At 62.0% G+C, this 23,584-nt stretch carries 18 protein-coding genes and 1 tRNA gene; 14 read left to right on the top strand and 5 right to left on the bottom strand.

Translation table 11 applies throughout. The annotated features are described in order from the left end of the window. Positions 1-313: 313 nt before the first annotated feature. Both R3X27_RS02175 and R3X27_RS02170 read left to right on the top strand, forming a co-directional pair. On the top strand, positions 314-2,191 hold the full coding sequence (locus tag R3X27_RS02175) for a PhoX family phosphatase (RefSeq protein WP_317707165.1): 1,878 nt from the start codon (positions 314-316) through the stop codon (positions 2,189-2,191). 250 nt (positions 2,192-2,441) lie between these two features. Beyond that, on the top strand, positions 2,442-2,741 hold the full coding sequence (locus R3X27_RS02170) for a cytochrome c (RefSeq protein WP_317707164.1): 300 nt from the start codon (positions 2,442-2,444) through the stop codon (positions 2,739-2,741). Between the two features lie 1,514 nt (positions 2,742-4,255). Here the strand turns inward: R3X27_RS02170 and R3X27_RS02165 are convergent. Continuing rightward, positions 4,256-4,540 (bottom strand): glycine zipper domain-containing protein, encoded by a 285-nt coding sequence (locus tag R3X27_RS02165; RefSeq protein WP_317707163.1) that lies wholly within the window; start codon positions 4,538-4,540, stop codon positions 4,256-4,258. Positions 4,541-8,473: 3,933 nt separating this feature from the next. On the opposite strand from R3X27_RS02165, the gene R3X27_RS02160 reads away from it, so the two are divergent. Then, positions 8,474-9,124, top strand: coding sequence for a hypothetical protein (locus R3X27_RS02160; protein WP_317707162.1), 651 nt, complete (start codon positions 8,474-8,476; stop codon positions 9,122-9,124). A gap of 80 nt (positions 9,125-9,204) precedes the next feature. On the opposite strand, the gene R3X27_RS02155 is transcribed toward R3X27_RS02160, so the two are convergent. Continuing rightward, positions 9,205-9,294: transfer RNA gene (locus tag R3X27_RS02155), tRNA-Ser, on the bottom strand. A 262-nt stretch (positions 9,295-9,556) separates the two neighbouring features. Between R3X27_RS02155 and R3X27_RS25625 the strand changes: the two genes are divergently transcribed. The 7 genes from R3X27_RS25625 to R3X27_RS02115 all read left to right on the top strand — a co-directional run bounded on the left by R3X27_RS25625 (position 9,557) and on the right by R3X27_RS02115 (position 16,317). Next, the gene (locus R3X27_RS25625) at positions 9,557-10,702 is read left to right on the top strand and encodes an SPOR domain-containing protein (protein WP_411572448.1); all 1,146 of its coding nucleotides are present in this window, start codon (positions 9,557-9,559) and stop codon (positions 10,700-10,702) included. Between the two features lie 112 nt (positions 10,703-10,814). Continuing rightward, positions 10,815-11,972, top strand: coding sequence for a D-alanyl-D-alanine carboxypeptidase family protein (locus R3X27_RS02140; protein ID WP_411572447.1), 1,158 nt, complete (start codon positions 10,815-10,817; stop codon positions 11,970-11,972). Next, positions 11,972-12,631: a dTMP kinase gene (tmk, locus tag R3X27_RS02135; RefSeq protein ID WP_317707161.1), complete on the top strand. Its 660-nt coding sequence runs from the start codon at positions 11,972-11,974 to the stop codon at positions 12,629-12,631. The genes R3X27_RS02140 and tmk overlap by 1 nt, the downstream gene beginning before the upstream one ends. Continuing rightward, positions 12,628-13,767, top strand: coding sequence for a DNA polymerase III subunit delta' (locus R3X27_RS02130; protein WP_317707160.1), 1,140 nt, complete (start codon positions 12,628-12,630; stop codon positions 13,765-13,767). Before tmk ends, R3X27_RS02130 begins: the two co-directional genes overlap by 4 nt. A gap of 12 nt (positions 13,768-13,779) precedes the next feature. Beyond that, a complete protein-coding gene (locus tag R3X27_RS02125; protein ID WP_317707159.1) occupies positions 13,780-14,583 on the top strand; it encodes a TatD family hydrolase in 804 nt (267 codons plus the stop codon). Next, positions 14,583-15,380 (top strand): MBL fold metallo-hydrolase, encoded by a 798-nt coding sequence (locus tag R3X27_RS02120; protein ID WP_317707158.1) that lies wholly within the window; start codon positions 14,583-14,585, stop codon positions 15,378-15,380. The genes R3X27_RS02125 and R3X27_RS02120 overlap by 1 nt, the downstream gene beginning before the upstream one ends. A gap of 4 nt (positions 15,381-15,384) precedes the next feature. After that, entirely contained in the window at positions 15,385-16,317 is a 933-nt protein-coding gene (locus R3X27_RS02115; RefSeq protein ID WP_317707157.1) for an AEC family transporter, read from the top strand. A 37-nt stretch (positions 16,318-16,354) separates the two neighbouring features. On the opposite strand, the gene R3X27_RS02110 is transcribed toward R3X27_RS02115, so the two are convergent. Genes R3X27_RS02110 through R3X27_RS02100 form a run of 3 tightly spaced genes read right to left on the bottom strand, consistent with a single transcriptional unit; the run spans position 16,355 to position 19,780 of the window. Then, entirely contained in the window at positions 16,355-17,401 is a 1,047-nt protein-coding gene (locus R3X27_RS02110) for a DUF1513 domain-containing protein (RefSeq protein WP_317707156.1), read from the bottom strand. 13 nt (positions 17,402-17,414) lie between these two features. Then, positions 17,415-18,551: an imelysin family protein gene (locus R3X27_RS02105; protein ID WP_317707155.1), complete on the bottom strand. Its 1,137-nt coding sequence runs from the start codon at positions 18,549-18,551 to the stop codon at positions 17,415-17,417. A gap of 59 nt (positions 18,552-18,610) precedes the next feature. After that, positions 18,611-19,780 (bottom strand): cytochrome-c peroxidase, encoded by a 1,170-nt coding sequence (locus R3X27_RS02100; RefSeq protein ID WP_411572446.1) that lies wholly within the window; start codon positions 19,778-19,780, stop codon positions 18,611-18,613. Between the two features lie 171 nt (positions 19,781-19,951). Here R3X27_RS02100 and R3X27_RS02095 point away from each other — a divergent pair, with 171 nt between their 5' ends. From R3X27_RS02095 to R3X27_RS02080, 4 genes are read left to right on the top strand one after another with little or no spacing between them, the layout of a single operon-like run. Further along, the gene (locus tag R3X27_RS02095) at positions 19,952-21,205 is read left to right on the top strand and encodes an imelysin family protein (protein WP_317707154.1); all 1,254 of its coding nucleotides are present in this window, start codon (positions 19,952-19,954) and stop codon (positions 21,203-21,205) included. A gap of 58 nt (positions 21,206-21,263) precedes the next feature. After that, a complete protein-coding gene (locus R3X27_RS02090; protein WP_317707153.1) occupies positions 21,264-21,503 on the top strand; it encodes a bacterioferritin-associated ferredoxin in 240 nt (79 codons plus the stop codon). Position 21,504: 1 nt separating this feature from the next. Next, positions 21,505-21,990 (top strand): bacterioferritin, encoded by a 486-nt coding sequence (gene bfr / locus R3X27_RS02085; protein WP_317707152.1) that lies wholly within the window; start codon positions 21,505-21,507, stop codon positions 21,988-21,990. Next, a complete protein-coding gene (locus R3X27_RS02080) occupies positions 21,977-23,530 on the top strand; it encodes a di-heme oxidoredictase family protein (protein WP_317707151.1) in 1,554 nt (517 codons plus the stop codon). The genes bfr and R3X27_RS02080 overlap by 14 nt, the downstream gene beginning before the upstream one ends. Positions 23,531-23,584 lie beyond the last annotated feature (54 nt).

Here is a 23,584-nt window from a genome sequence, read left to right as displayed (position 1 = left end):
TCTACCCGTTCGCAACCAACACGGCGTCCGACTGGGCGGAAACTACCGGTCGTTCGGGGCGTTTCGGTCCCATGATGGAGCGGGAGCATTTTCTGGCCTCGCAAGGCTCTAAGGAAATTACAAAAACCATCAAACGCTGATGAAGCACGGATGACGAGCGTTACAGAGAAAGAACTCCGAGCCGACGCGCGATATCAGAAATAGCTTCCCATTTGTTGACGCCCCGAGGACAATGCTGGCTTGGGGTGAGTTATTGTCCCCGGAAGATGGGAGAAAGTCACCTCAAGTAAAAAGCCACCAATGGGAGGACACCATGAAGGACCATGAGCTGACAATGGACGAGTGGGACGAGGTCAAGAACCCTCGTCCTGAGACTTCGGAATTCGACCTCGTTGTGGAAGAGGCCATCTCACGCAGGGGCTTCCTGGGCGGTGTCCTTGCCTTCGGTTCCGGTGCCGCGGTGATGAGCACCGGCACACTTCTTTCTTCCACGTCTGCCAGGGCACAGGCCGCGAGCCGCTTCGCCTTCAAGCCGATACCCATCGCGACAGATGCCACCATTCATGTGCCCGAGGGGTACAGCTGGTCGACCGTCGTCCGCTGGGGCGACCCGCTTCGCTCCGGTGCAACCGCGTTTGATCCCGCCAACGGGCACGATGCCGCCACCGCGGAGCATGTCTTCGGCGAGAACACTGACGGGATGTGGCTCTATTCCATCGACGGTCGCGAGGTGATCGCCGTCAACAGCGAATATGCCAATCGCAAGACCAACCTTCCGAACTCCGAAGGTGTGCCCCAAAGCGCCGATGACGTGCTGATGCTGCAGCGCATCCAGGGTGTCACCATCATGGAGGTCGCTCCGAACGAGAGCGGCCAATACGAGGTTGTCGTCGACTCGCCCTTCAATCGCCGCATCGATCACAACACACCGATGACGTTCTCGGGTCCGGCAGCGGGTTCGGACCTGCTGAAAACGGATGCCGACCCCGAAGGCATGACCCCCTTGGGCACGATGAACAATTGCGGTTCCGGTCCGACGCCGTGGGGGACGTATCTGACCTGCGAGGAGAACTTCAACGGCTATTTCGGCTCGACCGATGCGGAAGCGGAGCTTCCCGAAGACTACAAGCGCTACGGCATCGGCCATGATGGCTGGGGCTACGATTACCACAAGTTCGACGAGCGCTTCGATGTCTCCAAGAACCCGGCCGAACCGCGCCGGCAGGGCTGGGTCACCGAGATCGATCCCTCGGATCCAAACTCGACCCCGATCAAGCGGACCGGGCTCGGGCGCTTCAAGCACGAGAACGCCGCCTGCACGCTGGCGCCGGACGGGCGCGTGGTTGTCTACTTGGGCGACGACGAGCGCGGAGAGTATCTCTACAAATTCGTCTCGAACGGGGTCTACTCGCCGGGAGCCGATGGCGGTGCGTTGCTCGATGACGGAACCCTGTTCGTTGCGAAGTTCAACTGGGACGGCACGGGAGAATGGCTGCCGCTGACACCGGAAACGACCGGCATGGAAGCGGTAGAGATCCTTGTCTTCACCCGCATGGCGGCCTCGGCGGCCGGCGGCACCACGATGGATCGTCCCGAATGGGTGCAAGTGAACCCCGTCGCGGCCGAAGGCTATGCGTCTCTCACGAACAACAAGAACCGCGGCGTGAAACCGAATGCGGGCGGCGACGACACCTCGGTCAACGGGCCCAACCCGCGCGAGGCCAACAAGTATGGCCAGATTGTGCGTTGGTACCCAGCGAATGACGATCACGGAACATCGTCATTCCGTTGGGACTTGTTCGTGATGGCTGGCAACCCGGTTGTTGGTGAAGGTGCCTACAAGGGTTCCTCGAACGTCAACGAAGGAAACATGTTCAACTCGCCGGACGGGATGATGTTCGACTCGACCGGGATCGTCTGGATCCAGACGGACGGGGACGACTCGAACGAGGGCGACTTCGAAGGCCAGGGCAACAACCAGATGCTGGCCGGTGATCCGGTCACGGGCGAAATCCAGCGGTTCCTGACCGGCCCGAACGGGTCGGAGGTCACAGGGCTTTGCTGGTCGACGGACAGAAAGACGATGTTCGTTGGAATTCAGCACCCTGGCGGCTCCTTCCCAGACGGAGAAGGTTTGCCGCGTTCCTCTATCGTCGCCGTTTGGCGTGACGACGGTGCATTGGTCGGCTGAAACCAATCCGGCTTTGGCCGGGGATCCCGGGCATACCGGGGTCCTCTTCTGGCTTCGAGACAGACTTGGTGCGACAGCACAGAGGATGTCAGCGGACGAAACACCCTTCGGCCAGATGATCGCCAAACCGTAGACAGTGAACCGCCGCATTGGTGGTTGAGGTTGAATACTCGTGAGACCGTTTCGACCAAGACAGTTTCTATTTCAGGGAACGCAGGCCACGCGCGCTGGACTGCGGTATTGCGTTCTGATGCTCCTGCCCATTTGGTCCTCCGAGACAACTGCCGCCGAACTCTTGCTTCCAGAGGATCAAATAAAGGCGGGGCGCACGCTGTTCCTAAAGAACTGCGCAAAATGCCACGGGAAAGACGCTTCGGGCGGCAGCGCACCGGATGTTCAGGGCATGATCCTAAAGGATGTCGTGGAGTCGGTTCGCGGCGTGGAGGCCATGCCCGAAATTGCGTTGAGTGAAGTGGAGGCAAAGAACATCGCGGTTTTCCTGATGTCACTTTCTCCGGATCAAGCTCGCTTAAGACTCGGAATCAATTAGGTTTCTAAAGCCGTCCCTCTCCGTGACGCCCTTGGCGGACGACATCGAAGGAATTGGCCGAAGCTCGGAATGCTTGGTTCCAATGCGGATGGGTGCCGCATTCTAACGTAGTGGCATGGCGCCAGAAGAAATCGACCGGGTGCTCAAACTATCTTTTTTCGGTCGGCATCAGTTTTTTCTGCGTTCTTTTCGCATTGGGTCAAGGCACGGCATTGTCGTGCGGCGAGCATATACGCCGGAGTTCCGACGCCCCAGCGAGTTGTTCTTGTCGTTGATTTCTAGTTCTTCTTTGACGTCCGGCCTGGCGGGTCTCTCCTGACTACAATTGCCGCGCCTGCGAAAAGGGGAAACTGGGCATTGTCAGTATAACGCAGGCAGCATACTGCTCGGCATCGGACGCCAACGGCAGAAATGTCCCACTGAGTTGACCTTGGTTGGTCTAGCGACGAACGTCCGGTCCTCTTCCCCGTGATCGAACGCCCGGTGTGCAAAGCAGGGGATACTGCACCCGCAGCGAACGACTGCAAGGTCGGCAACGCAGACCTACCAGACGCCCGGTGGAAGCGTTCGAACGTCAAGCCTGAGACGCGCCATAGCGGCCTCGTCGGCATTCTGATAGAAGATTGGCAGTTGTGCGACCCAAAGTGAGCGGACCCATGGATGGATGCTGTGCGCCGCCTGTGCCGGTCTTCCAGCAGAAAAGGAGATTCACGAGTGAAATTCATGAATATCGCAGCTGGGATTTTGGGATTCTTGACCTTGGTCGATAGCCCGGCGATGTCGCCTGTTCCAGGAAGCCCACTACCGCCGAAGCCCCCGGTGGAGCAGATCTATTCAGTACTAAGCACTCAAAGCCAAAGCGATTGCGTTGGGCGTGGCGAAACTTGTGGCCGTTTCGCCTGCTGCGACGGCTACTACTGCAAAGAAAGTGGTGGCGGAGACAGCACCTGCAAGTGATGTTCCACTTTGTTGGTGCTTGAACTCCCGGTTTGGCAGGAAGCGGGCTCTGCAAAGTCCTGATGCTTTCCCGACAGCGGACATTCGTAGTGAAAGCAGCGAACTAAGGCTCTGATCCCACTTTGACCGATTCTGCGGCGCGTTCGAACGGAAACTATGCCGACTGTGCGGACGTCCGAGGCAAAGACTCGGATGACCGGTTCAGGCCAATTGCAATGGCCCGTCCTAAATGCAGGGATGGAACTTGGGTGATGAAACGCCTACCGCTGGAACAGCGTAGAAATTGAGAAGTTCCCCTATGTCGTAATTCTAGCAGGTGTTTGCTTTGCCCATGCCTACTGCCAGGGGAACTGATTTCTGGCGCCCATTTCTTCCGTGCTTTTGGTCAATCGTCCGATCCGGTCAGCATTCGAAATCTGGCGGACCTGCTCGTTCGTCTTTTCTGTTTTCCCAGACTTCGGACCTGTCTCTGCGAGATGGACCGCTACGCTGCAACCGGTCCCGCCTGGAATGGGAATGGAGGCGAGGCCGGTTGACGGGGAGGCGGTACTGATTGGTTAGTCGCGGCGGTCCTCCTTGAAATCGTCGCGGCGCTCGTTGGCGCGATCTTGGGCATCTTCGAAGTTATCTTTATCGATAGCGCCGTTGACCGCGCCTACCGTGGCACCCGCCATGGCGCCAGCGGCCATGTTGTTGCCAGTAACACCCGCGATGGCGGCCCCTGCTACTGCTCCCTTCAGAGCTTGGTCAGCGACATAGTCGGCTTGGGCAGCCATGGGCATAACCAGGAGTATCGCGCCCGAGAGAGTCGCGGCTTTGAGAGTGTTCAGAGAGTTCGTCATTTCTTGCTACCTTTGTTTGAAGCGGCAACCCCTTTGGCTGCCTGTGCTCCAGAACTTGGCGAGATTGCCGTCCAAGTTCTTTTGGCGCTTGGCCAAGATTTTTTGGGTTCTGGACAATTTCACAGCGGCGCGCTTGCGAGCCAAATCCGATAGCCGTGGGAAATCGCGGTCCTAGCACTGAAACCGCGCTCGGAGGAGTGTCCTCGGATTCTATACGCACCTCTTGCCGTAGAAACTTCTCCGACCGCGTTGGCTCGCCAAGCTGCAGGAAGACAGCGCCGGGGCCTGGCATGGCCTTGGGTCGCCTTGGACCGTTGAGTGATCCGTGGAAATGCAAAAAATCTCGACACGGGAACGTGCTTTGAGCAGCCCTGGTATCGGACTGTTGCAGACGGCAAGGCTTCAATTGGAATTCACCGCTCGAAACGCGCCGTGCGATCACCGATGTCTGTCCAGTTCCCACAACAGGTTGACCAAAGGCCAAAAGAAACGGGGGCCGACTTCGCCGATATCTCGAGCACCGGCGGCCGCCTGGGCTGCTATTTCAAGAACAAGGTCGAAACCTGTGAAAACATCGCTCCCGACATCTTCATCAAAACCGCGCGCTCAAGCGGTTGTTGCTGCACACGCTCCCGAACAGGAAACGCACCAATCCGGAGTTCAACCATCGCGCCAGTGGGTCAAGCGGTTCGCTGGCTTTGTGGCCGCCGGGATCACTACATTTGCTCTCATGCCGCTTGTCTCGGCTCTCACTGGTTCAAGTCCAAGCGATCAAGCCATTCTGGCGGAATTGCTCCTTGCAATTGGTACTTTCGGAGGCACAGCTGCAATTGTATTACGCGCGTCGACTCCACGCGCCACACTGGGTCGGGGAGTATTCTGTGTCGGAGCGGCATTCATTCTGACACCTGTGAGCCTGTCGATCTTGTTGGTATCGTCTCTGCAGGACTGGCTAGCAGTCTTCAACGGCCCTGCTTTGCAATTCACCGGAAGGATCGCAACCTCGTTGCTCGGCGGTGTTGTGATAGCCAATGCCCTCCTCATGGGGGCGGTCATTGGAATTTCGTCCCTGTTGGCCTGGCGCATACTCTTGCGACGCGCCCACCTTCGCTAGAATGATCGCGGCAACCCTCGGTAGCAGACACTTCCAAATCTTTGCTTGCGTCCGCAATGCGCAGGTTGCTGTCGTAGTGATTCCGACGGCGGATGACCGCAATGTCCGCAATTCATCAGTTCATGGTCCGACCGGCGCACGTCCGCTATCGCTGGCACTGGTCGGAACTCGTTGGGGCGGCTTTGCGCTCAGGATTGTGACGACACGCAGCAAGCCGTTCACTCGTCTTCTTGTGGTCGCCTCAACGAGTCACTTTGGCCTTCGTTGCTTGCGCTATGGCCGATTCACGGTTCGACGCTGCGACCGGTTCAGTATCGTTTGAGCATTCTTGGCACGAAGCGCTTCAGCCAACTCAGAAACCGCCGGTAGAAGCGTGGCCTAGTGCGGTCATCGGCGTCGATTGTGGTTTGGCACTTCAGTTGGGCAAAGGAGGCTCGACTATGGGATTTCTCAATGGACACCTCAAAATACTCCCGAATCAAAATACTCCCGAATTGGGGCAGGAATGCTCAAAAAACACGAGCATTCCTGCACCCGGAACCGCACAGGGAAAAGTAGGCCCGAGCGCAGAAAGAACGCGCTCGACAGAGTGGAAGGTGGGAGGAGAAAACGGCACTTTCTGGCCCGGAATTCCGACAACAAGGCTGCGCTGTGACAGGCGTCAACACTTTGGCCGCATGTGTGTCAGTGTGCTCTGAGAGACCGTGGCTTGGTGGTCGGTTCGATGACAATTCGATGTGGTTGCTGGATTGTTTCGACGTAGACGCGACTTTAGGTCCGCTAGATGGCAAAAGAGTGTTTCGAAGATTAACGGCCTTTGTTGGAAACAGTGCGTTTCGTCGCTATCCAACGAACTCCGCCATGTCGCTTTCAAAGCCAACCCTGTTCGCGATGTCAGCCAGAGATTGGTGAAAAAACCTGTCATGCTGACGGTTCAGCCTCTCGAACGTTCGCCAGTGCATCCCTTTGGGTTTGTTCCACGGTTCCGAACCGTTCAGGATACCCGGCTCCCAGTCCAGCCTTTCGCGTATCCTGTCAGCCTTCCGCGTGGCCCTGTCGCCTGCATCCTCACGCTGAGAGGGATAGGCCAGGCCATGACACTGGCGGCACGCGAATATCCGCCCGCCATAGAGCACCGCAACACGCCGTCCGCAGCCCTGTACAGGGCATAGGAACCATTGCCGCGCGCCGCCCATGTGACAGGGCGACGTGTCGAGATGGACGCTGTAGCGCAAGCTCTCCCACTCTTCGCCCGCGCTCCGCGACCGATAGTCTAGGATGACCCGCCCCGGCTCTGCCCGCAGGCCGACTGTGCCTGTGACTTCGCCCTGCCAGGACCAGGTTACGTTGCCTGAGAATCCCGACTCCAGACAACCCCGGCGCTTGAGCCACCGAACATCTACTGCCCGATAGTCCTCTGTTGTGTTCCTGGCCCCGTAATGCCAGCGCCGCCCACTACCCACTCCGCCCATTTCTTCTCCTGAATCTTGATACAGCGGCCCAGCCGATTGCAGCGCAGGCCAAATCCGTCGCGCTGTCTGCCATAACCCCACCGGCCCAGCCGCAACCGGCAATGTCTGAAAATGCCTCCTTCGCCAGCCATGCGCCCAGGAGGACGATTTGCAAGGATCGGGGCATCAGTGCCGCGACACATCCCAGTGCCATGTGAGCCGCTTGTGTGGCTGCGTATGAAGCGGTTCCCGGCCACCCTGCACATAGATCGCTCACGCCTAGGCTCGCGAGGAATCCGACCATGCCACCTCCTCAGATTTTACCGAAATCAACTGCGAAACGGAACCGATACGCTCGCGAGCAAGGGATGCGGATTCCACCACCCTTCGCCCCCAAGGACAGTGCGCGGTTGTGGTTCGTCCCCAGCACTTGTGAACGGCCCCTTGCAGGGAGTGGTTACTATGAGTGTTCCGATCCAGAACCGGCATTCAAGGGGATATCACGACGGGCTTCGCCGATACGGTAAGGGAAGCGATAGTCCACTACCCAGATGCCACGGTTGTCGGCCTCGGAAGTGGGGGCGGAGCGGTGTACGAGGCGTTAGAGGCCGGACGGCTAATCCGAAACGCGGGTTTGGAAACAGAACTACTCAATGATTGTTACTCTGCGTGTCCGCTTGCGTTCTTTGGCGGGACGACCCGTTTCATGTGGTATCCGTTCAGTGAGGTAGGCTTTCACCAGGTTTCGAGGCGAGGCGTAGCCGTTCCGTTTGATGACCCGGTGTATCAAGATATCGCTCGGTACGTGGCAGAGATGGGAGGCAATTGGGAAATGGTGATGCGCTTCATTTACAGCGCACGGCCCGAAAGCATGTATCTCGCCTCCGAGAATGAAAGATGCGCTTCACGTGTGGTTACCAATCACCAACGCGGCTGTTTGGCACCCTGAATGTGAATTGGCAGGTGCCGCTCTGGACAGCAGCGCTACCGGCTCGCGGCTGCATCAATCGATTGGGCCAAGCACTCAATCGGAGTTGGCGCGATGGCAAGGCGCCCGCGTGCACCTCGCGTCATCGTGTCGGGCCTTCGGACGCAGTTGGATGGTCGGCAACCATGTATTCGCATCAGTAGCCCCGCAATGCGTTGTCCATGATGCGGGCCGAAAGGAGGTTGTCCAGTATTCGTTGGCGGATTCCTTGGGCATTCACGGCAGACATGGAACTCACTCGCAAGGAAACGCCGCTGAGACGCTTCACCCACTGTCAGCGACGCCCGGCCGAGCGCTGAGCGTTTTCTTTGCTTTTGTCTTTTGTGTAGGTTGCAGCCCAAAGGGCGGCGCAGACTACGTGCTCACGGGAGGCTTTTGATTTGCCTGACTATACGGAAGAATGGTTCAACAACGTGCTGGAAGAACGGAGTCAGGACATTGAGCGCTTGGGCAAGGCGATTCGAACTGGGTTCGCCGCCACTCAAGTCTCCTTCATGTATTATCGTCTAAAAAGCATGGGCCCATGGAGCGCTGACGACATCACAATGGAGCTGCTTTTCGAAATCGAAGCGATGACAACTGCTTTGGTGATTTCATATGGACGCCTTTTTGCTTCTTCCGACGGCACAACGCGAATTTCCAGAAGCAAAATCCCGATGGAACTCAGGTCTCACCATGACGACATCATGGAGCTTAGGAACAAGCGCTATGCCCATCACGACAGTCACCATTCAGTTGCTTCGATGGGAGATATCACATTCCAAGACGGGAGATTTCACTTTGCTGGTTCAATGAGGGTTGGCATGCACTTCGGCGCACCTCGTGAGTGGGAACCGTTAGTCACTTGGTTGGGCGAGTACCTTGTCGAACAGCAAAATAGGCAGCTGCGACGGCTGTCCGAACTCACCGGCCACGAATGGACCTCACCGATGGGTCCTCCTCCAGCGTGGCTATCCGAATCCGATGACAGCTGTCAGCCGGAGCAGCAGCAACAGGAACTCGGCGGGCAAAGTTCCGAGCCAATCCGATAACAAATGGTAGATAAAATGGGGGACCTAGTCTCGATTTTTGAAGCCATCCCCTTGAATATATAGGGAAATTTATACCAAAATGGCGGAGGCGGTGGGATTCGAACCCACGGTACGCTTTCACGTACGCCGGTTTTCAAGACCGGTGCATTCGACCACTCTGCCACGCCTCCATCCGGAGACGATCCCTTAAACCCTTCCTTTCGATTCTGGAACCCATTTGACACGCTTGGGAAGCCGATTGTTGCCAACGATTCGCTGGGGACTTTTCCCAAGCACGCCAAGCATGTATAACAAGAGCAAAGCGGCCATACACGAGCAGTCGAGCGGCCGCCAAAGCGTGAAAAACACGCGGACAAAGGGGCGAAAATGGGCGGCTACAGGCAGATTCTCTTTACCAGCGCGTCAATACTGACGCTTTCTCTCTCAGGATGCATGGAAGGGTCCGAAACCGCGGGCGATGCGGCCGGCGACGCGACGGCCTTTTCCGAGCGCCCTGCAGCCAGCCGGCTGGTCGAGCGCGATGTCGAGGCGCCCGAAGTCTTCCAGACCAATGACAAGGGCCTCTGGGACGGGCGTCCGTCTCTGGGAGGCGTCTGGGTTGCCTATTCGGAGGTGAATGATCCGGAGCGAGTGATCATTCGCAATATGGACAACGGGAAGTTCGTCATCGGCGCGCTGTTCAAGCGGGAGCGGGAACATCCGGGGCCCAAGATCCAGGTCTCATCGGATGCCGCAACCGCGCTCGGCATGCTCGCCGGCGCACCGACTTCGCTCAATGTCACCGCATTGCGGCGCGAAGAACCCGCCCCCACGACCGAGACGCCAAACGAAGCCGTTTCCGAGACTGACGCGACCGATGTAGCCGAGGATGCAACGATCGCCAGCGCCGCAGCCGCGATCGACCGTGCCGAAACCGGCGACACGGTCGAAGGCGTTGCGGAAGCCGCAACCGAAACAGTGGGCGACGCTGTCGCAGCCGAAACGCCCAAGCGCGGCTGGAACCCGTTCAAGCGTAAAGCAAAGACAAGCACAGACACCGCAACCGATATGGTGGACGCGACGACAGTCGCGGCTGCCGCAGGCAAGACCACCGCAACCGATGTAGCCGAAGAGGTTGCAAGCGCGACAACAGACGTCCTTGTTATCGAGCCGGAACCTGCCAAGAAGCGTGGCTGGAACCCGTTCAAGCGCAAGAACCAGGACGTCGTGACACCGGCTTCGGTGACAGCCGACACCGCGGCGCTCGCCGCCGGTGCGATCACGGCGCAGTCGCTGGATCCCGCCCCGCGCGTCATTGCAGACGAGCCTGCCGCCGCCCCCGAGGCGCGCCAAACCACCTCCCGTCTGGACAAACCCTATGTCCAGATCGGCATCTTCTCCGTCGAGGACAACGCCAACAATACTGCCACCTCGCTTCGGCAGAACGGGGTCGTGCCGCAGGTTTACGAGCAGAAAAGCTCCGGCAAGACCTTCTGGCGGGTGGTGGCCGGCCCTGTGAACACCAAGGTGGACCGTGCCTCGCTGGTCAAGAAAGTGAAGGGTATGGGCTTCGAGGATGCCTATCCGGTGGGCGGCTGACCGCCGCATTACGCAGGAATGTGCCGAGTTGCGGCGCCCGCTCGCCCCGGGCGCCACACTGTGCGACACATCACACTTCAACGCCTGACCGAAACGCTCTAGAGATGCGGCCATGATGCGAAAGATATACGCCCTTCTGATTCTGGCCGCCTGCCTTGTCGCTACCACAGCGCAGGCCGCCTTCGAAACGCGCGCCACCGCAGCCTGGATCCTGGACCAGACGACGGGCACCGTGCTGCTGTCGAAAGACGCACAGAAACCGTTGCCGCCAGCCTCCATGTCCAAGCTGATGACGCTGAACATGCTTTTCGAGGCATTGCGTGACGGGCGCGTCTCGCTGGAGACCCAGTTCTCCGTCTCCGACAAGGCCTCCGCCATGGGCGGCTCATCGATGTTCCTGACGCCCAAGGACCGGCCCAATGTCGAGGACCTGGTCAAGGGGATCATCGTGCAGTCGGGCAACGATGCCTGCGTTGTGGTCGCCGAGGGGCTGGCCGGAACGGAGGAGGCCTTTGCCCGGCTGATGAACGAACGTGCGCGGGCCATCGGGCTGCGCAACTCGACCTTTGCCAATGCCTCGGGCTGGCCACATCCGAACCATCGCATGTCGATGGAGGATCTCGGCCTGCTGGCGAGCCGGCTGATCTCCGAGTTTCCTGAGTATTACGGCTATTTCGCCATGCCGACCTTCGAGTTCGATGGTCGCGTCCCCTCAAATCACCGTAACCGCAACCCGCTGCTCAATCTCGGCATCGGCGCGGACGGGCTGAAGACAGGGCATACTTCGGAGGCCGGCTACGGGCTTGTCGGCTCCGCTGTACAGGGCAACCGCCGCATCGTTTTTGTCATCACCGGGCTCGAGAACGACATCGCGCGGGCCGAGGAAGCGGAACGCGTGGTCAATTGGGCATTTCGGCAATTCGTGCAGAAGACTGTGGCCGAGAAGGGTACACGGCTGGCTTCCGTGCCTGTCTGGATGGGCTCGGAGCGGCAGGTGGGCATGATCGTGCCGGAAGACCTAGAACTTCTCGTCCCTGCCGTGGTGCGTGGCGAGATCGAGGCCGAGATCACCTATGAAACCCCGCTGCGCGCGCCGATCGCGGAAGGCCAGCAGATCGGCACGCTGATCGTGGATCTGCCCGATCTGGAAAGCCAGGAATTGCCGTTGACCGCCGAGATCGCCGTCGCCAAGGGCGGCTTCCTGCCACGCATACGCACCGCCGCCTCGGTGCTGTTCGAGCAGTTGACCGGCTCGGCCGAAGGGCTCTGATGTCCAGTCCCCGCGGGATCTTCATCACATTCGAGGGTATCGACGGCTCCGGCAAGTCGACCCAGGCCCGCCGTCTGGCCGAAGCGCTGCGCGAGGCGGGGCATGAGGTCGTCCTCACCCGCGAACCTGGCGGATCGGAGGGCGCGGAGCAGATCCGTGCGCTGGTTCTGGAAGGCGACCCGGACCGCTGGTCGCCCGAGACCGAGATCCTGCTCTTCACTGCCGCCCGCCGGGACCATCTCGAAAAGCGGATCCTGCCAGCGCTCGACGCCGGACGGATCGTGATCTCCGACCGTTTCGCCGACAGCACGCGGATGTATCAGGGCCTGAGCCGGGGCAACCTCCAGGCACAGGTCGACGGGCTGCATGCGATGATGATCGGCGTGGAACCGGACGTGACCTTCCTGATCGACATGGATCCGGGCACCGGGCTCGCTCGCGCCAAGGGACGACAGGGCACCGAAGAGCGGTTTGAGGATTTCGGCGAGGGGCTGCAACGGCAGATGCGCGACGGCTTCCTCACGCTGGCAGCCGCCCATCCGGAGCGCTTCATCGTGATCGACGGCGCGCGGCCCATGGACGCTGTCGCCACCGATGTGCTGGCCGCCGCCCTTGACCGCCTGCCCGCGCCGGCGGAAATCTCCGCGCCGGCCGGATGACCGACCCCGACGACATTCCCCAGGCCGATCGACTCGAAGGCGCCCCGCATCCGCGCGATGCCGCCGCACTGATCGGACAGGCCGCGGCGGAAAAGGCTTTTCTCGACGCCTATACCTCGGACCGCCTGCACCATGCCTGGCTGATCACCGGCCCGCGCGGCGTCGGCAAGGCGACGCTGGCCTGGCGCCTCGCCCGCTTCCTGCTGGCCACGCCCCCCGCGGGAGATGACGGGCTTTTCGGCGCTCCGCCGCCACCCGAGACGCTCGATATCGACCCCGAACACCCGGTCTCCCGCCGCATGCGGGCGCTGTCCGAGCCGGGCCTCTTCCTGCTCCGCCGCCCCTGGGACGAGAAGGCCAAGCGGCTCAAGCGCGAGATCACCGTGGACGAGGCGCGCAAGCTCAAGGGGTTCTTCACCATGTCTGCCACCGATGGCGGGCATCGCGCGGTGATCATCGACTCGGCTGACGAGATGAACCCCTCCGCCGCCAACGCGGTGCTGAAACTGCTTGAAGAGCCCCCTGCCCGCACGACCCTCTTTCTCATCAGCCATCAGCCGTCCCGCCTGCTGCCGACCATCCGGTCCCGCTGTCGCACCCTGCGCTGCCGACCGCTCCCCCCCGAAGAGATGACCCGCGCGCTCGAAGCCGCCGGGGCGGAGATTCCGGAGCAACCCGACGCACTGACGGCCCTGGCCGATGGCTCCGTCGGCGCCGCCTTCACGCTGCTGAACGGCTCCGGGTTGGGCTTCTACACGGCCCTTATCCGCTTGTTCGAGAGGGCGCCGGACATCGACCGCGAACTGGCCCTGGCATTCGCCGAAAGGGCCGCAAGCCGGTCCGGCGACGCCACTGCGGACCAGGCGCTGGAAATGATCGACCTTTTCCTGACCCGCCTTGCCCGCACCGGCGCGCTCGGCCCGCCCGAACCGCAGGCAGCTCCCGGCGAGGCAGCACTTCTGTCCCGGCTTTGCCCGGACATCGCCGCAGCGCGCCATTGGGCGACGCTTCAACAGGCGATTGGCGAACGCGCGCGCCACGGGCTGGCGGTCAACCTTGACCCCGTCGCGTTGCTGCTTGATACGGTGCTCAAGATCAATGCGGGCGCCGGTGAGGTTCTGCCCGCGCCAGCCTGAGCCGAGCAGCACATGTCCCAACCCCAAATCGTCGACAGCCATTGTCACCTGGATTTCCCGGATTTCGATGGCCAGCACGCCGAGATCGTCGCACGCGCCGCCGAGGCCGGGGTGACCCGCATGGTCACGATCTGCACAAGGCTGCGCCTTGAGCCGCAGGTCCGCGCGCTTGCCGAGGCCCATGCCCCCGTCTTCTACGCCGCCGGCACCCATCCGATGAGCGCTGCCGAAGAGCCGCTCGCGACAGTAGAAGAGCTTGTTGCGCTGGCCAGACACCCGAAATTCGTCGGCATCGGCGAGACCGGGCTCGACTATCACTACACCGCCGAGAGCCAACAGGTGCAGCAAGACAGCCTGCGGATCCATATCGAGGCCGCGCGGCAAACCGGTCTGCCGTTGATCATCCACGCCCGCGACGCTGATGACGACATGGCCCGCATCCTGTCGGAGGAACACGCGGCCGGCGCCTATGCCTGCGTCATGCATTGCTTCAGCTCTTCCTCCGCGCTGGCCGAAGCCGCGCTCGATCTGGGCTTCTACCTCTCCATGTCCGGTATCGCCGCCTTCCCGCGCTCGCAGGAGCTGCGCGACATTTTCGCCGCCGCGCCCCTCGACCGGATCCTTGTGGAGACCGACTCGCCCTATCTCGCGCCGCCGCCCCATCGCGGCAAGCGCAACGAGCCGGCCTACTCCGCGCACACTGCGCGCAAGGGCGCCGAGGTCTTCGAGCTTCCTTACGAGGCGTTCGCCGCCGCCACCTCCGCCAATTTCGACCGCCTCTTCGCCAAGGCCGCCGCCTGGAAGGTCGCCGCCTGATGGCCGAGCTGCGCTTCACGATCCTCGGCTGCGGCTCCTCTGGCGGGGTGCCGCGCGTCGGGGGGCTCTGGGGCGCCTGCGATCCGGAGAACCCGAAGAACGCGCGCCAACGCTGTTCGCTGCTGATCGAGCGGCTCGACGGCGACAGGGCAACCCGCGTGCTGATCGACACCTCCCCCGACCTGCGCAACCAGTTGTTGACCGCCAATGTTGGTGAGGTGGATGCGGTGGTCTACACCCATGATCACGCCGACCACACTCATGGCATCGACGACCTGCGGATGGTCGTCTTCGTCCGCCGCGCGCGCCTGCCGGTCTGGGCCGATCCGGCGACGCAGAGAGGGCTGATCGGTCGCTTCGGCTATGCCTTCGTGCAGCCCGAAGGCTCGGATTACCCGCCCATCCTCGACCTGCACACGATCGACGGCCCGGTCACCATAGACGGCGCTGCCGGACCGATCACCCTCGACCCGCTGGAAGTGCAGCACGGCAATATCCGCGCCCTCGGTTTCCGCGTCGAAGACCTTGTCTACATGCCCGACGTCAACGAGATTCCAGAGACGATCTGGCCCAAGCTTGCGGGCCTCGATTGCTGGATCATCGACGCGCTGCGCTACACGCCCCATCCCAGCCATGCCCATCTCGACCTCACACTGGACTGGATCGCCCGCGCCGCCCCGCGCCGCGCCGTGGTCACCAATCTCCATATCGACATGGACTACGAAGAGGTCGCCGCCGCCACGCCCGACCACGTCACGCCCGCTTTCGACGGGATGACCATAAGTTATCGGGTCTGACGTCATGCTGAGCTTGTTCACCGCCATCCTGCCAGTCTTCCTCGTGGTGGGCTTTGGCTATGTCACGGTGCGCAGGCGGCTCTTTCCTGACAGCGCCGTCGACGGGCTGATGCTCTTCGCCCAGAGCTTCGCCCTGCCCACACTGCTCTTCCGGGCGATGTCGCAGCTGGACCTCTCGACCCTCTCCATCGACCTCTTCCTGAGCTATTACGGCGGCGCGACCGTCGCCTTCCTCGTGGCGGCGGCCGGGGCACGACTGATCTTCCATCGCCCTTGGGAAGACACGATCGCCATCGGCTTTTGCGGTTTCTTTGCCAATGGCCTGCTGCTCGGGGTTCCGGTGACGCAACAGGCGTTCGGACCGGACGCAACGGTCTCCAATTTCGCCATCATCTCCGTGAACTCGATCTATTGCTACGGGATCGGCATCACGCTTATGGAGATCGCCCGCGCGCGAAAGATCGGGGCCCGCCTCTCGGAGTTGCCGATCAAGGTCCTGCGGGGCATGTTCTCCAACAACCTGATCATCGGCATCCTCGCCGGCCTTGCGGTCAATCTCACCGGCCTTCCGCTGCCGGAGTTTCTCACTGAAGCGCTCGATCTCATGGCCCGCGCAGCCCTCCCGGCGGCCCTGTTCGGCCTCGGCGGCGTGCTGTGCAATTACCGCCCCGAGGGCGACCTGCGCACGATCGCCTGGATCGTCCTCGTCTCTCTGGTCCTGCACCCCGCGATCACATGGGTTATCGGCCGCTCGGTGGCGTTGCCGACGGACGGATTCCAATCCGCCATGGTCATGGCCGCAATGGCCCCGGGGGTGAACGCCTATATCTTCGCCAATATCTATGGCGTCGCCAAACGGGTCGCCGCCTCCTCCGTGCTGATCGGCACGGCGCTCTCCCTGATCACGAGCTGGTTCTGGCTGGCAATGCTGCATTGATCCCGCCCGCCAGACAGTGACGCCGGGCGCGGATCGATCACACGCCCCGGGGGGTTAGCAGCGCGTGGCCATGATTGTCGAATTCGTGGCCCTGGTCCGCCGTGACCTGCGTGTCATTGATCCGCAACAGGGTGAACCCTGACGTCGCCTCGAGACCGGGCGCCAGGGCCACGGCGCTCGCTCCGTCTATCGACTCACTCGACAGCAGCCTGTCTCCGTCAAGCACCAGCGCCGTGCCGCCCGTTCTGGAGGTGAGCATCGCCCGCGGCCCTTGCGTGGCAACCGAGGACACGTAGCCACGCATCCGGTTGCCGACATCAACCCGCTCAACCCTTCCAGTCTCGACAACCCAGATGACCTCCTCGCCCAGTGCCCGCGCCTTGCTGGCGATCTGCCCGCCGATGTAAAGACGCTCCTGATCGTCCAGCCCCATATGGCGCAAGGAGATCCCCTCGGTGCCGGCCCAGTAGCCCATCTGGTCAATCGCGCCGTTTTCGAGGTTCAACGTCACGACCTGACTTCGGAAATCGTGCAGGTTCAATGCGGTGCGGCCATATTCCGGGTGCGTCTCAAGCCCGCCAAGCGCAACATGGAAGAGGTTCCGCGACGGATGCCGCAGGATCTCGTGCGGACCGGCCCCGGGCAGATCGATCCGGTCCAGCCGCCGGATCGGTCCTTCCATGCTGTAGATCGCGATCGCGCCTTGCAGGGTCTCCATGTCGTTTTCCGGCACCAGCAGATGCATACCATCCAGGGTGAAGGCGCCATGCCCGTAGAAATGCCGTCCCTCGGGCGCGCGCGTCACGCTGACAATCTCCAGCGTTTCGAGATCGACAACGGCGAACTGGTCGCCTGGGCGTCGCGGGAAGACGACGAGACGGCGGCCATGCTCTGCCATGCCATGGGCGCGGAAATCCAGCGGCACCTTTCCGAGCCGGGCGCCGCTGGCGGAAAAGATGCCGGCACGGCTGAGATTGGTCCCGGAGGCGGTCTCGATGCCGATATAGGCCGCGTGTTCGACCGGCTGCCCAAATGCTGTCCTGCAAGCAGAGACGCCCAGTCCCGCAGCAAGCCATTTCAGCATGTTTCGTCTTGTTTCAGTCACCATCAGCCGATGTGAACCCCGAAGTGAAACCGATGGATTGCGGCAACCCGATCTTGAGATAGTCCTGCTGGTAGGAGATGAGGTCACCATAGCCGCGCAGCTCCACCGCCGCCGCGCCGTCCTCCTGCGCGATCTCGGTCAGGCTGCTCGTCTCGGCGGAAATGGAGTTGGCAACGTTGTCGGCGGTCCGAGCCAGGACGCGATAATCCACCGGCCCGCCGATTTCAGGCGTGACATCAAAGAAACCGCAAGGAACCTCGTAGATCGCGGCGAGCGCGCGGAAACCGGCCTCAATGCTGGCAAGCCCCAGCCCGCTGCGCATCGCCTCCGTGCGTTCGGACCGTGCGTCACCGGGCTCCGCCCCCAGCCCACGCCGGATCTTGAACCTCTGCAACCGGTCAGTATGAACAACCATCCCCGACAACAATTCCCGAGCCAGGTCATCGACTGCGCGGTAACGGGTATTGCCCGTCATCGCAGTGTCGAATTCCGCGCGGAAAGCACTGCCCTCGGCCCAATCCGCGGCAATCGATCCGGCAAGCCCGGACTGGTAGCGACCGATGGAGGTGGCCAGATCGCAGGCAAAGCTGCCCGGCGCCAGATCGTCGAAAATCAGGACCTCAAGCGCGGTCAGGTTCGGCAAAGCGATGGATTGCGCGTCGAGCCCCGCTGTGGTCAACAGCGCGGGATCCTCCGAGGCGAGGGCGGCCCGGACGGCGCGGCGCGAGAACCCCTTGGCATCCGGCCAAAGCTGGACCCGCAGCGGCGCTTCGAGATCCATGGCCGGTCCGGTCTGGATCAGGCTGGCTTGCTGCCAGGCAAGGAAGCTCTCGCGGAAGGCGGTTTCAGCGGCGCCGATCCCGTCGTTGCCCTCGCAATAGCGCTCCAGAGACAGGGCCAACCCGTCCGTTGCCTCGGCCCAACGCTCATAACTCGGCAGGATGAAAGCGTCGGCGGTGACGATCAACCCGTCCTGCAAGATCGCGGCCGTCCTCGCCGGAAGCTGAGATTGCGCCATCAGTGGCGTGGCCAAACAGGCTGTCAGCGACAGCCCCATCAGCAGCGCGCCTTTGGCGGTGCCGGTCCGGCTTCGACCGGGGCGACAGAAGAATGAAATGGTTTCGGACAAGATCGGGGACCTCTCAGCCAATGCGACAGGGGGAAACGAAGCGTGCGGCGCGGTTTGCCTCACTCCGCGTCCAGAAGATGCTCGTAGCGGGCATCGGTCAGCGTTTCGAGAAAGGCGACGATGGCGTCGATGCGCTGATCATCCAGCGCCGGGCCATGTTCCAACTCATTGAGCGAGAGGGTTCCATCGACCTCCGGGACGCGCCATGGCTGGTCAGTCTCGGGGTTGAACTGACGCTTCTCGGCGCGGGAATTGTATTTGTCATAGAAGAGCACCACCGTGCGCAGGTCCTCGAACACGCCGTTATGCATGTAAGGGCCGGTCACGGCCACGTTGCGCAGCGTCGGCACCTTGAACAGGCCCGCGGCGGCGGGATCATCGACCGCCGGGTTCATCAGCAGCCCGGTATCGACGAAATCCGCATCCACGCCGTTGATCTCGCGCAGGGCGACGTTCTCCGGAACGCCGATATTGTGAAACTCGTAATTGGAGAAGGTCTCGGCCGGGTCAATGGCGCTGCGGCGCAGCTGATGGCAGAGCGCGCAATTGGTGAACTGCTCGGAGAAGAACAGCACCCGGCCAAGCTCCTCCTCGTCTGTGAACGTCGCCGCGCCACGCAGGAAACGGTCGTATTTCGAGGAGAAGGGCGCGAATTCCTCCGTTTGCTCATAGGCGGCGATGCTCTCGGCCATGGCGCCATAAGCGCCCTCGGCATCGTCAAAGATCGCCGCGCCGAAAAGCGCCTGCATTGCGGCGACGTAGTCCGTATTCTCCCGCAGCCGCGCCACGACGCGGGCCTTGTCCGGCATACCCATCTCGATCGGGTTCAGCGGCGGGCCACCGGCCTGACCCGCGAGGTCGGTTTCGCGCCCGTCATGAAACTGTCCGCCGGTCCAGCGATTGGTCTTCTCGACGAAGCCGAACTCGGGCGAGAACATCGCATAAGCCGCGCTTGGGGCGTTGCGATCCCCTAGCGAGACCCCGTCATCGCCCAGCGAAACCGCCGCCGCGACGCCCTCGCCACGGTGATCGACATAGCCCGCAGACGGGTCATGGCAGGTCGCGCAGGCCTGGGTCCGGTTGGCCGAAAGCTCGGCGTCAAAGAAGAGCGCTTCGCCGAGCGCTTCTGGCGTTGGGTAGAGCGGCTCGGCCGAGACCGCTCCGGCGAGCAGGAGCAGCGGTAGCATGGCTCCGGCAGGGCCGGCCGGATTGGGCAGGAATGGGCGCATCTGGATCTCTCCGGGTCTGAAAGCGCAACGGTCGTCCGGCCCTTCTAGGAGGGTTTTTCCGGGAACTGAACTGGTGCGATGCAATACCATATAAATTTTGTCAGAAAAGCTTTTCTTACAAAATTAGTCTGGTATAGGGAATCGGAAAACAGAACGAACAGGGACACCGTCATGAACACACATATCCTTCCCCTTGCGGCACTTCTCTCCGGCACGGCGGTCATTGCCAATGCTGCCGCCCCCGCCGAGGTTCTTTCCACCTATTCTGACATCGCGCTGGCCGGCTATGAGGACAGCCTCGAGACGGCCAAGGCACTCAAAGTCGCTCTGGACACGCTCGTGGCCGACCCGACCGACGCCAATCTCGACGCTGCCAAGTCCGCCTGGATCGCCGCTCGCGTTCCCTATCAGCAGACAGAAGCTTTCCGCTTCGGCAACCCGGTCGTCGATGACTGGGAGGGCAAGGTGAACGCCTGGCCGCTGGATGAAGGGCTGATCGACTATGTCGCCGGCGATGCCGGGCTCAACGAGGAAAACCCCTTCTCCGGCGCGAATGTCATCGCCAACCCGATGCTGGAAATCTCCGGCACCAAGCTGGACGCCACAACGATCACGCCGAAGCTGCTGCAGGAGATGCATGAGATCGACGGCATCGAGGCCAATGTCACCAGCGGCTATCATGCCATCGAGTTCCTGCTTTGGGGTCAGGACCTGAACGGCACCGGTCCCGGCGCCGGCGCCCGCCCGGTAACGGATTTCGACGCCGCCAATTGCACCGGTGGCAGTTGCGAACGCCGCGCCGAATACCTGCTGGCCGCCGCCGACCTGCTGATCTCCGAGCTCGAAGATGCCGTGGCGCTTTGGTCTGATGGGGGGCAGGGTCGCGAAGAGGTCACCGCCGACGACATGCAGGGCCTCGTGATGGCCTTCACCGGCATGGGATCGCTGTCGTATGGCGAACAGGCCGGCGAGCGGATGAAGCTCGGCCTGCTGCTGCACGACCCCGAGGAAGAGCATGACTGCTTCTCCGACAACACCCATGCCAGTCATTTCTATGACGGCCAGGGCATCCAGAACGTCTATATGGGCAGCTATACCCGCATCGACGGCAGCAAGGTCGAGGGCCCCTCGCTCTATGATGTTGTCGCCACGAAGGATGCCACGCTGGCGGATGCGCTGAAGGCCGATATCGAAGACACCATGGTCAAGCTGGGCGCCATCGTCGCGCAGGCCGAAGCCGGCACCGCCTATGATCAACTCATCGGCGCGGGCAACGATGAGGGCAACGCCATCGTGCAAGCCGCCATCGACGCGCTGATCGCCCAGACCCGCAATATCGAGCGCGCCGTGGCCGCGGTCGGGCTGGACGGTGTGGAAGTCGAAGGCTCCGACAGCCTCGACAGCCCGAACGCCGTCTTCCAATAACCGCCCGCACCGGGGGCAGCTTCCGGGTTGCCCCTGCACCACGAGAGAGAGTGTCCTGATGATCGTCTGCTCCTGCCAGAACATCTCCGACCGGGATATCAACGCCGCCATCGACTGGATGCGCGCCGCCGATACCGCCGCGATCATCACCCCCGGCAAGATCTATCGCGCGCTCGGCAAGAGGGCGGATTGCGGTGGATGCATGGCGCTCTTCTTGTCCGCCATGCGTGCCAACCCTAGTCTCGAAGTACCCGCCACGCTGCGCAACCTGCGCGGCACAGCAAGAAAGGAAGCCTGACATGAAGGGCGACGCGACGGTCATTGAGTATCTCAACAAGGCGCTGCGCAGCGAGCTGACCGCGATCAGCCAGTACTGGCTGCATTACAAGCTCCAGGAAGACTGGGGCCTCGGCAAGATGGCCGCGAAATCCCGCGAGGAGAGCATCGAGGAGATGAACCACGCGGATGAGCTGATGGGCCGGATCCTGCTTCTGGGCGGACACCCGAACCTGCAGAAGCTCGACTCGCTGCGCATCGGCGAGACCCCGAAGGAAACGCTGGAAGCAGATCTTGCCGCCGAAGAAGAGGCCCGCGCGCTCTATAAGGAAGCCCGCGAGTATTGCCAGAAGGCCGGCGACTACATCTCGATGGAGCTGTTCCAGAAGCTGCTCGGCGATGAAGAAGGCCATATCGACTTCCTCGAAACCCAGCTCGACCTGCATGACAGGATCGGCGCCGAGCGTTATGCGCTCCTCAACGCATCGACAATGGATGAAGCCGAGTAACATATCCCTGCGTGCCGCGGCCTCACTCGCCGCGGCCCTGGCGGAAATCCCTGCATTGGCTGCCGACACCGCCCCGGCCAAAGGCTGGGGCGAACCACATCTGACCTCCCTTCCCCGCAGCCCCGAAGAGACCGCCCGCGTTGCCGCCGTCACGGCGCCGCCGGGTGATTTCGAAGCCTCCGAGCCCTTCGAGGCGCGTCCCGCCGGCGCGGCCACGCATTTTGACGGCAAGAGCCGTACGCTTTTCTCGCAACCTTCCGGCAATATGGCGCCGGAGCGGGAGATGGATTTCCGCCTCGGCAATGGCTTCTTCAAGAAGCTCTGGGTCGAGGCGCCGACAGTCACCACCGCCAGCGACGGGCTCGGGCCGCTGTTCAACGGGCGCGGCTGCAAATCCTGCCATATCCGCGACGGGCGCGGCCACCCGCCCGAAGGACCGGAAGATTTCGGCATCTCCATGGTGCTGCGGCTCTCGATCCCTGACGACGCTTCCGACCTGCCTGCCGAGATCCTGAACTATCTCGCCAACGCACCGGAGCCGGTCTATGGCACCCAGCTTCAGGACAAGTCCATTGCCGGGCTCGCCGCTGAGGGGCGGATGCGGATCGATTATGAACCGGTGGCCATAGCCTTCGCAGATGGCGAAGAGGTGGAGTTGCGAAAGCCCATCTATTCGGTGACACGGCCGGGCTATGGCCCGCTCCATGACGCGGTCGAGCTCAGTCCGCGCATTGCCCCGCCGATGATCGGTCTCGGCCTGCTGGAAGCGATCCCGGAAGCGGATATCCTGGCTTTGGCCGATCCGAATGATGAAAATGGCGACGGGATCTCGGGCCGACCGAACCGCGTCTGGTCGCTGGAACACGCGCAATGGATGCTGGGCCGCTTCGGCTGGAAGGCCGGGCAACCGACCGTCTCGCAGCAAAGCTCCGACGCCTTCGTCAACGATATCGGTATTTCGACGCCGATCCATCCGGCGCCATGGGGCAACTGCACGGAAACCCAAACCGCCTGTCGCGCCGCCCCGCATGGTGAAACCGGCAATGACGAGCGGCTTGAGATCCCGAGCGTCGGAATGGATCTCGTCAGTTTCTATGCCCGCAATCTTGCGCTGCCGGCACGAGAGGCCGTCGACGCACCGAAGGTCCTGCGCGGAAAGCAGCTCTTCCATGAGGCTGGTTGCGCGTCCTGCCACCAGCCGAAATTCGTCACCCACCGTCTCAAGGATCAGCCCGAACAGAGCTTCCAGCTCATCTGGCCCTATTCCGACCTGCTATTGCACGACATGGGCGACGGGCTCGCAGATAACCGTCTTGAATGGGACGCCACGGGGCGCGAATGGCGCACTCCGCCGCTCTGGGGGATCGGTCGCACGGAGGACGTCTCCGGCCACACCTATTTCCTGCATGACGGACGGGCCCGCTCGCTCACCGAGGCGATCCTGTGGCATGGCGGCGAGGCAGGTCCCGCCCGCGAGACATTCCGCAGCCTGATCGCAGCGGATCGCGCTGCCCTGATCGCGTTCCTCCAGTCCCTCTGAGCCAAACTGCGCCGCGTCAGCGGCGCCACCGCCGCTCGAGCTCTGCTCGGCGGC

The sequence above is a fragment of the Tropicimonas sp. TH_r6 genome (genome assembly GCF_033101155.1).
Classification (GTDB): domain Bacteria; phylum Pseudomonadota; class Alphaproteobacteria; order Rhodobacterales; family Rhodobacteraceae; genus Tropicimonas.
Note: the sequence above shows the minus strand (reverse complement) of the source record. Positions and strands in the feature narration are given on the sequence as shown.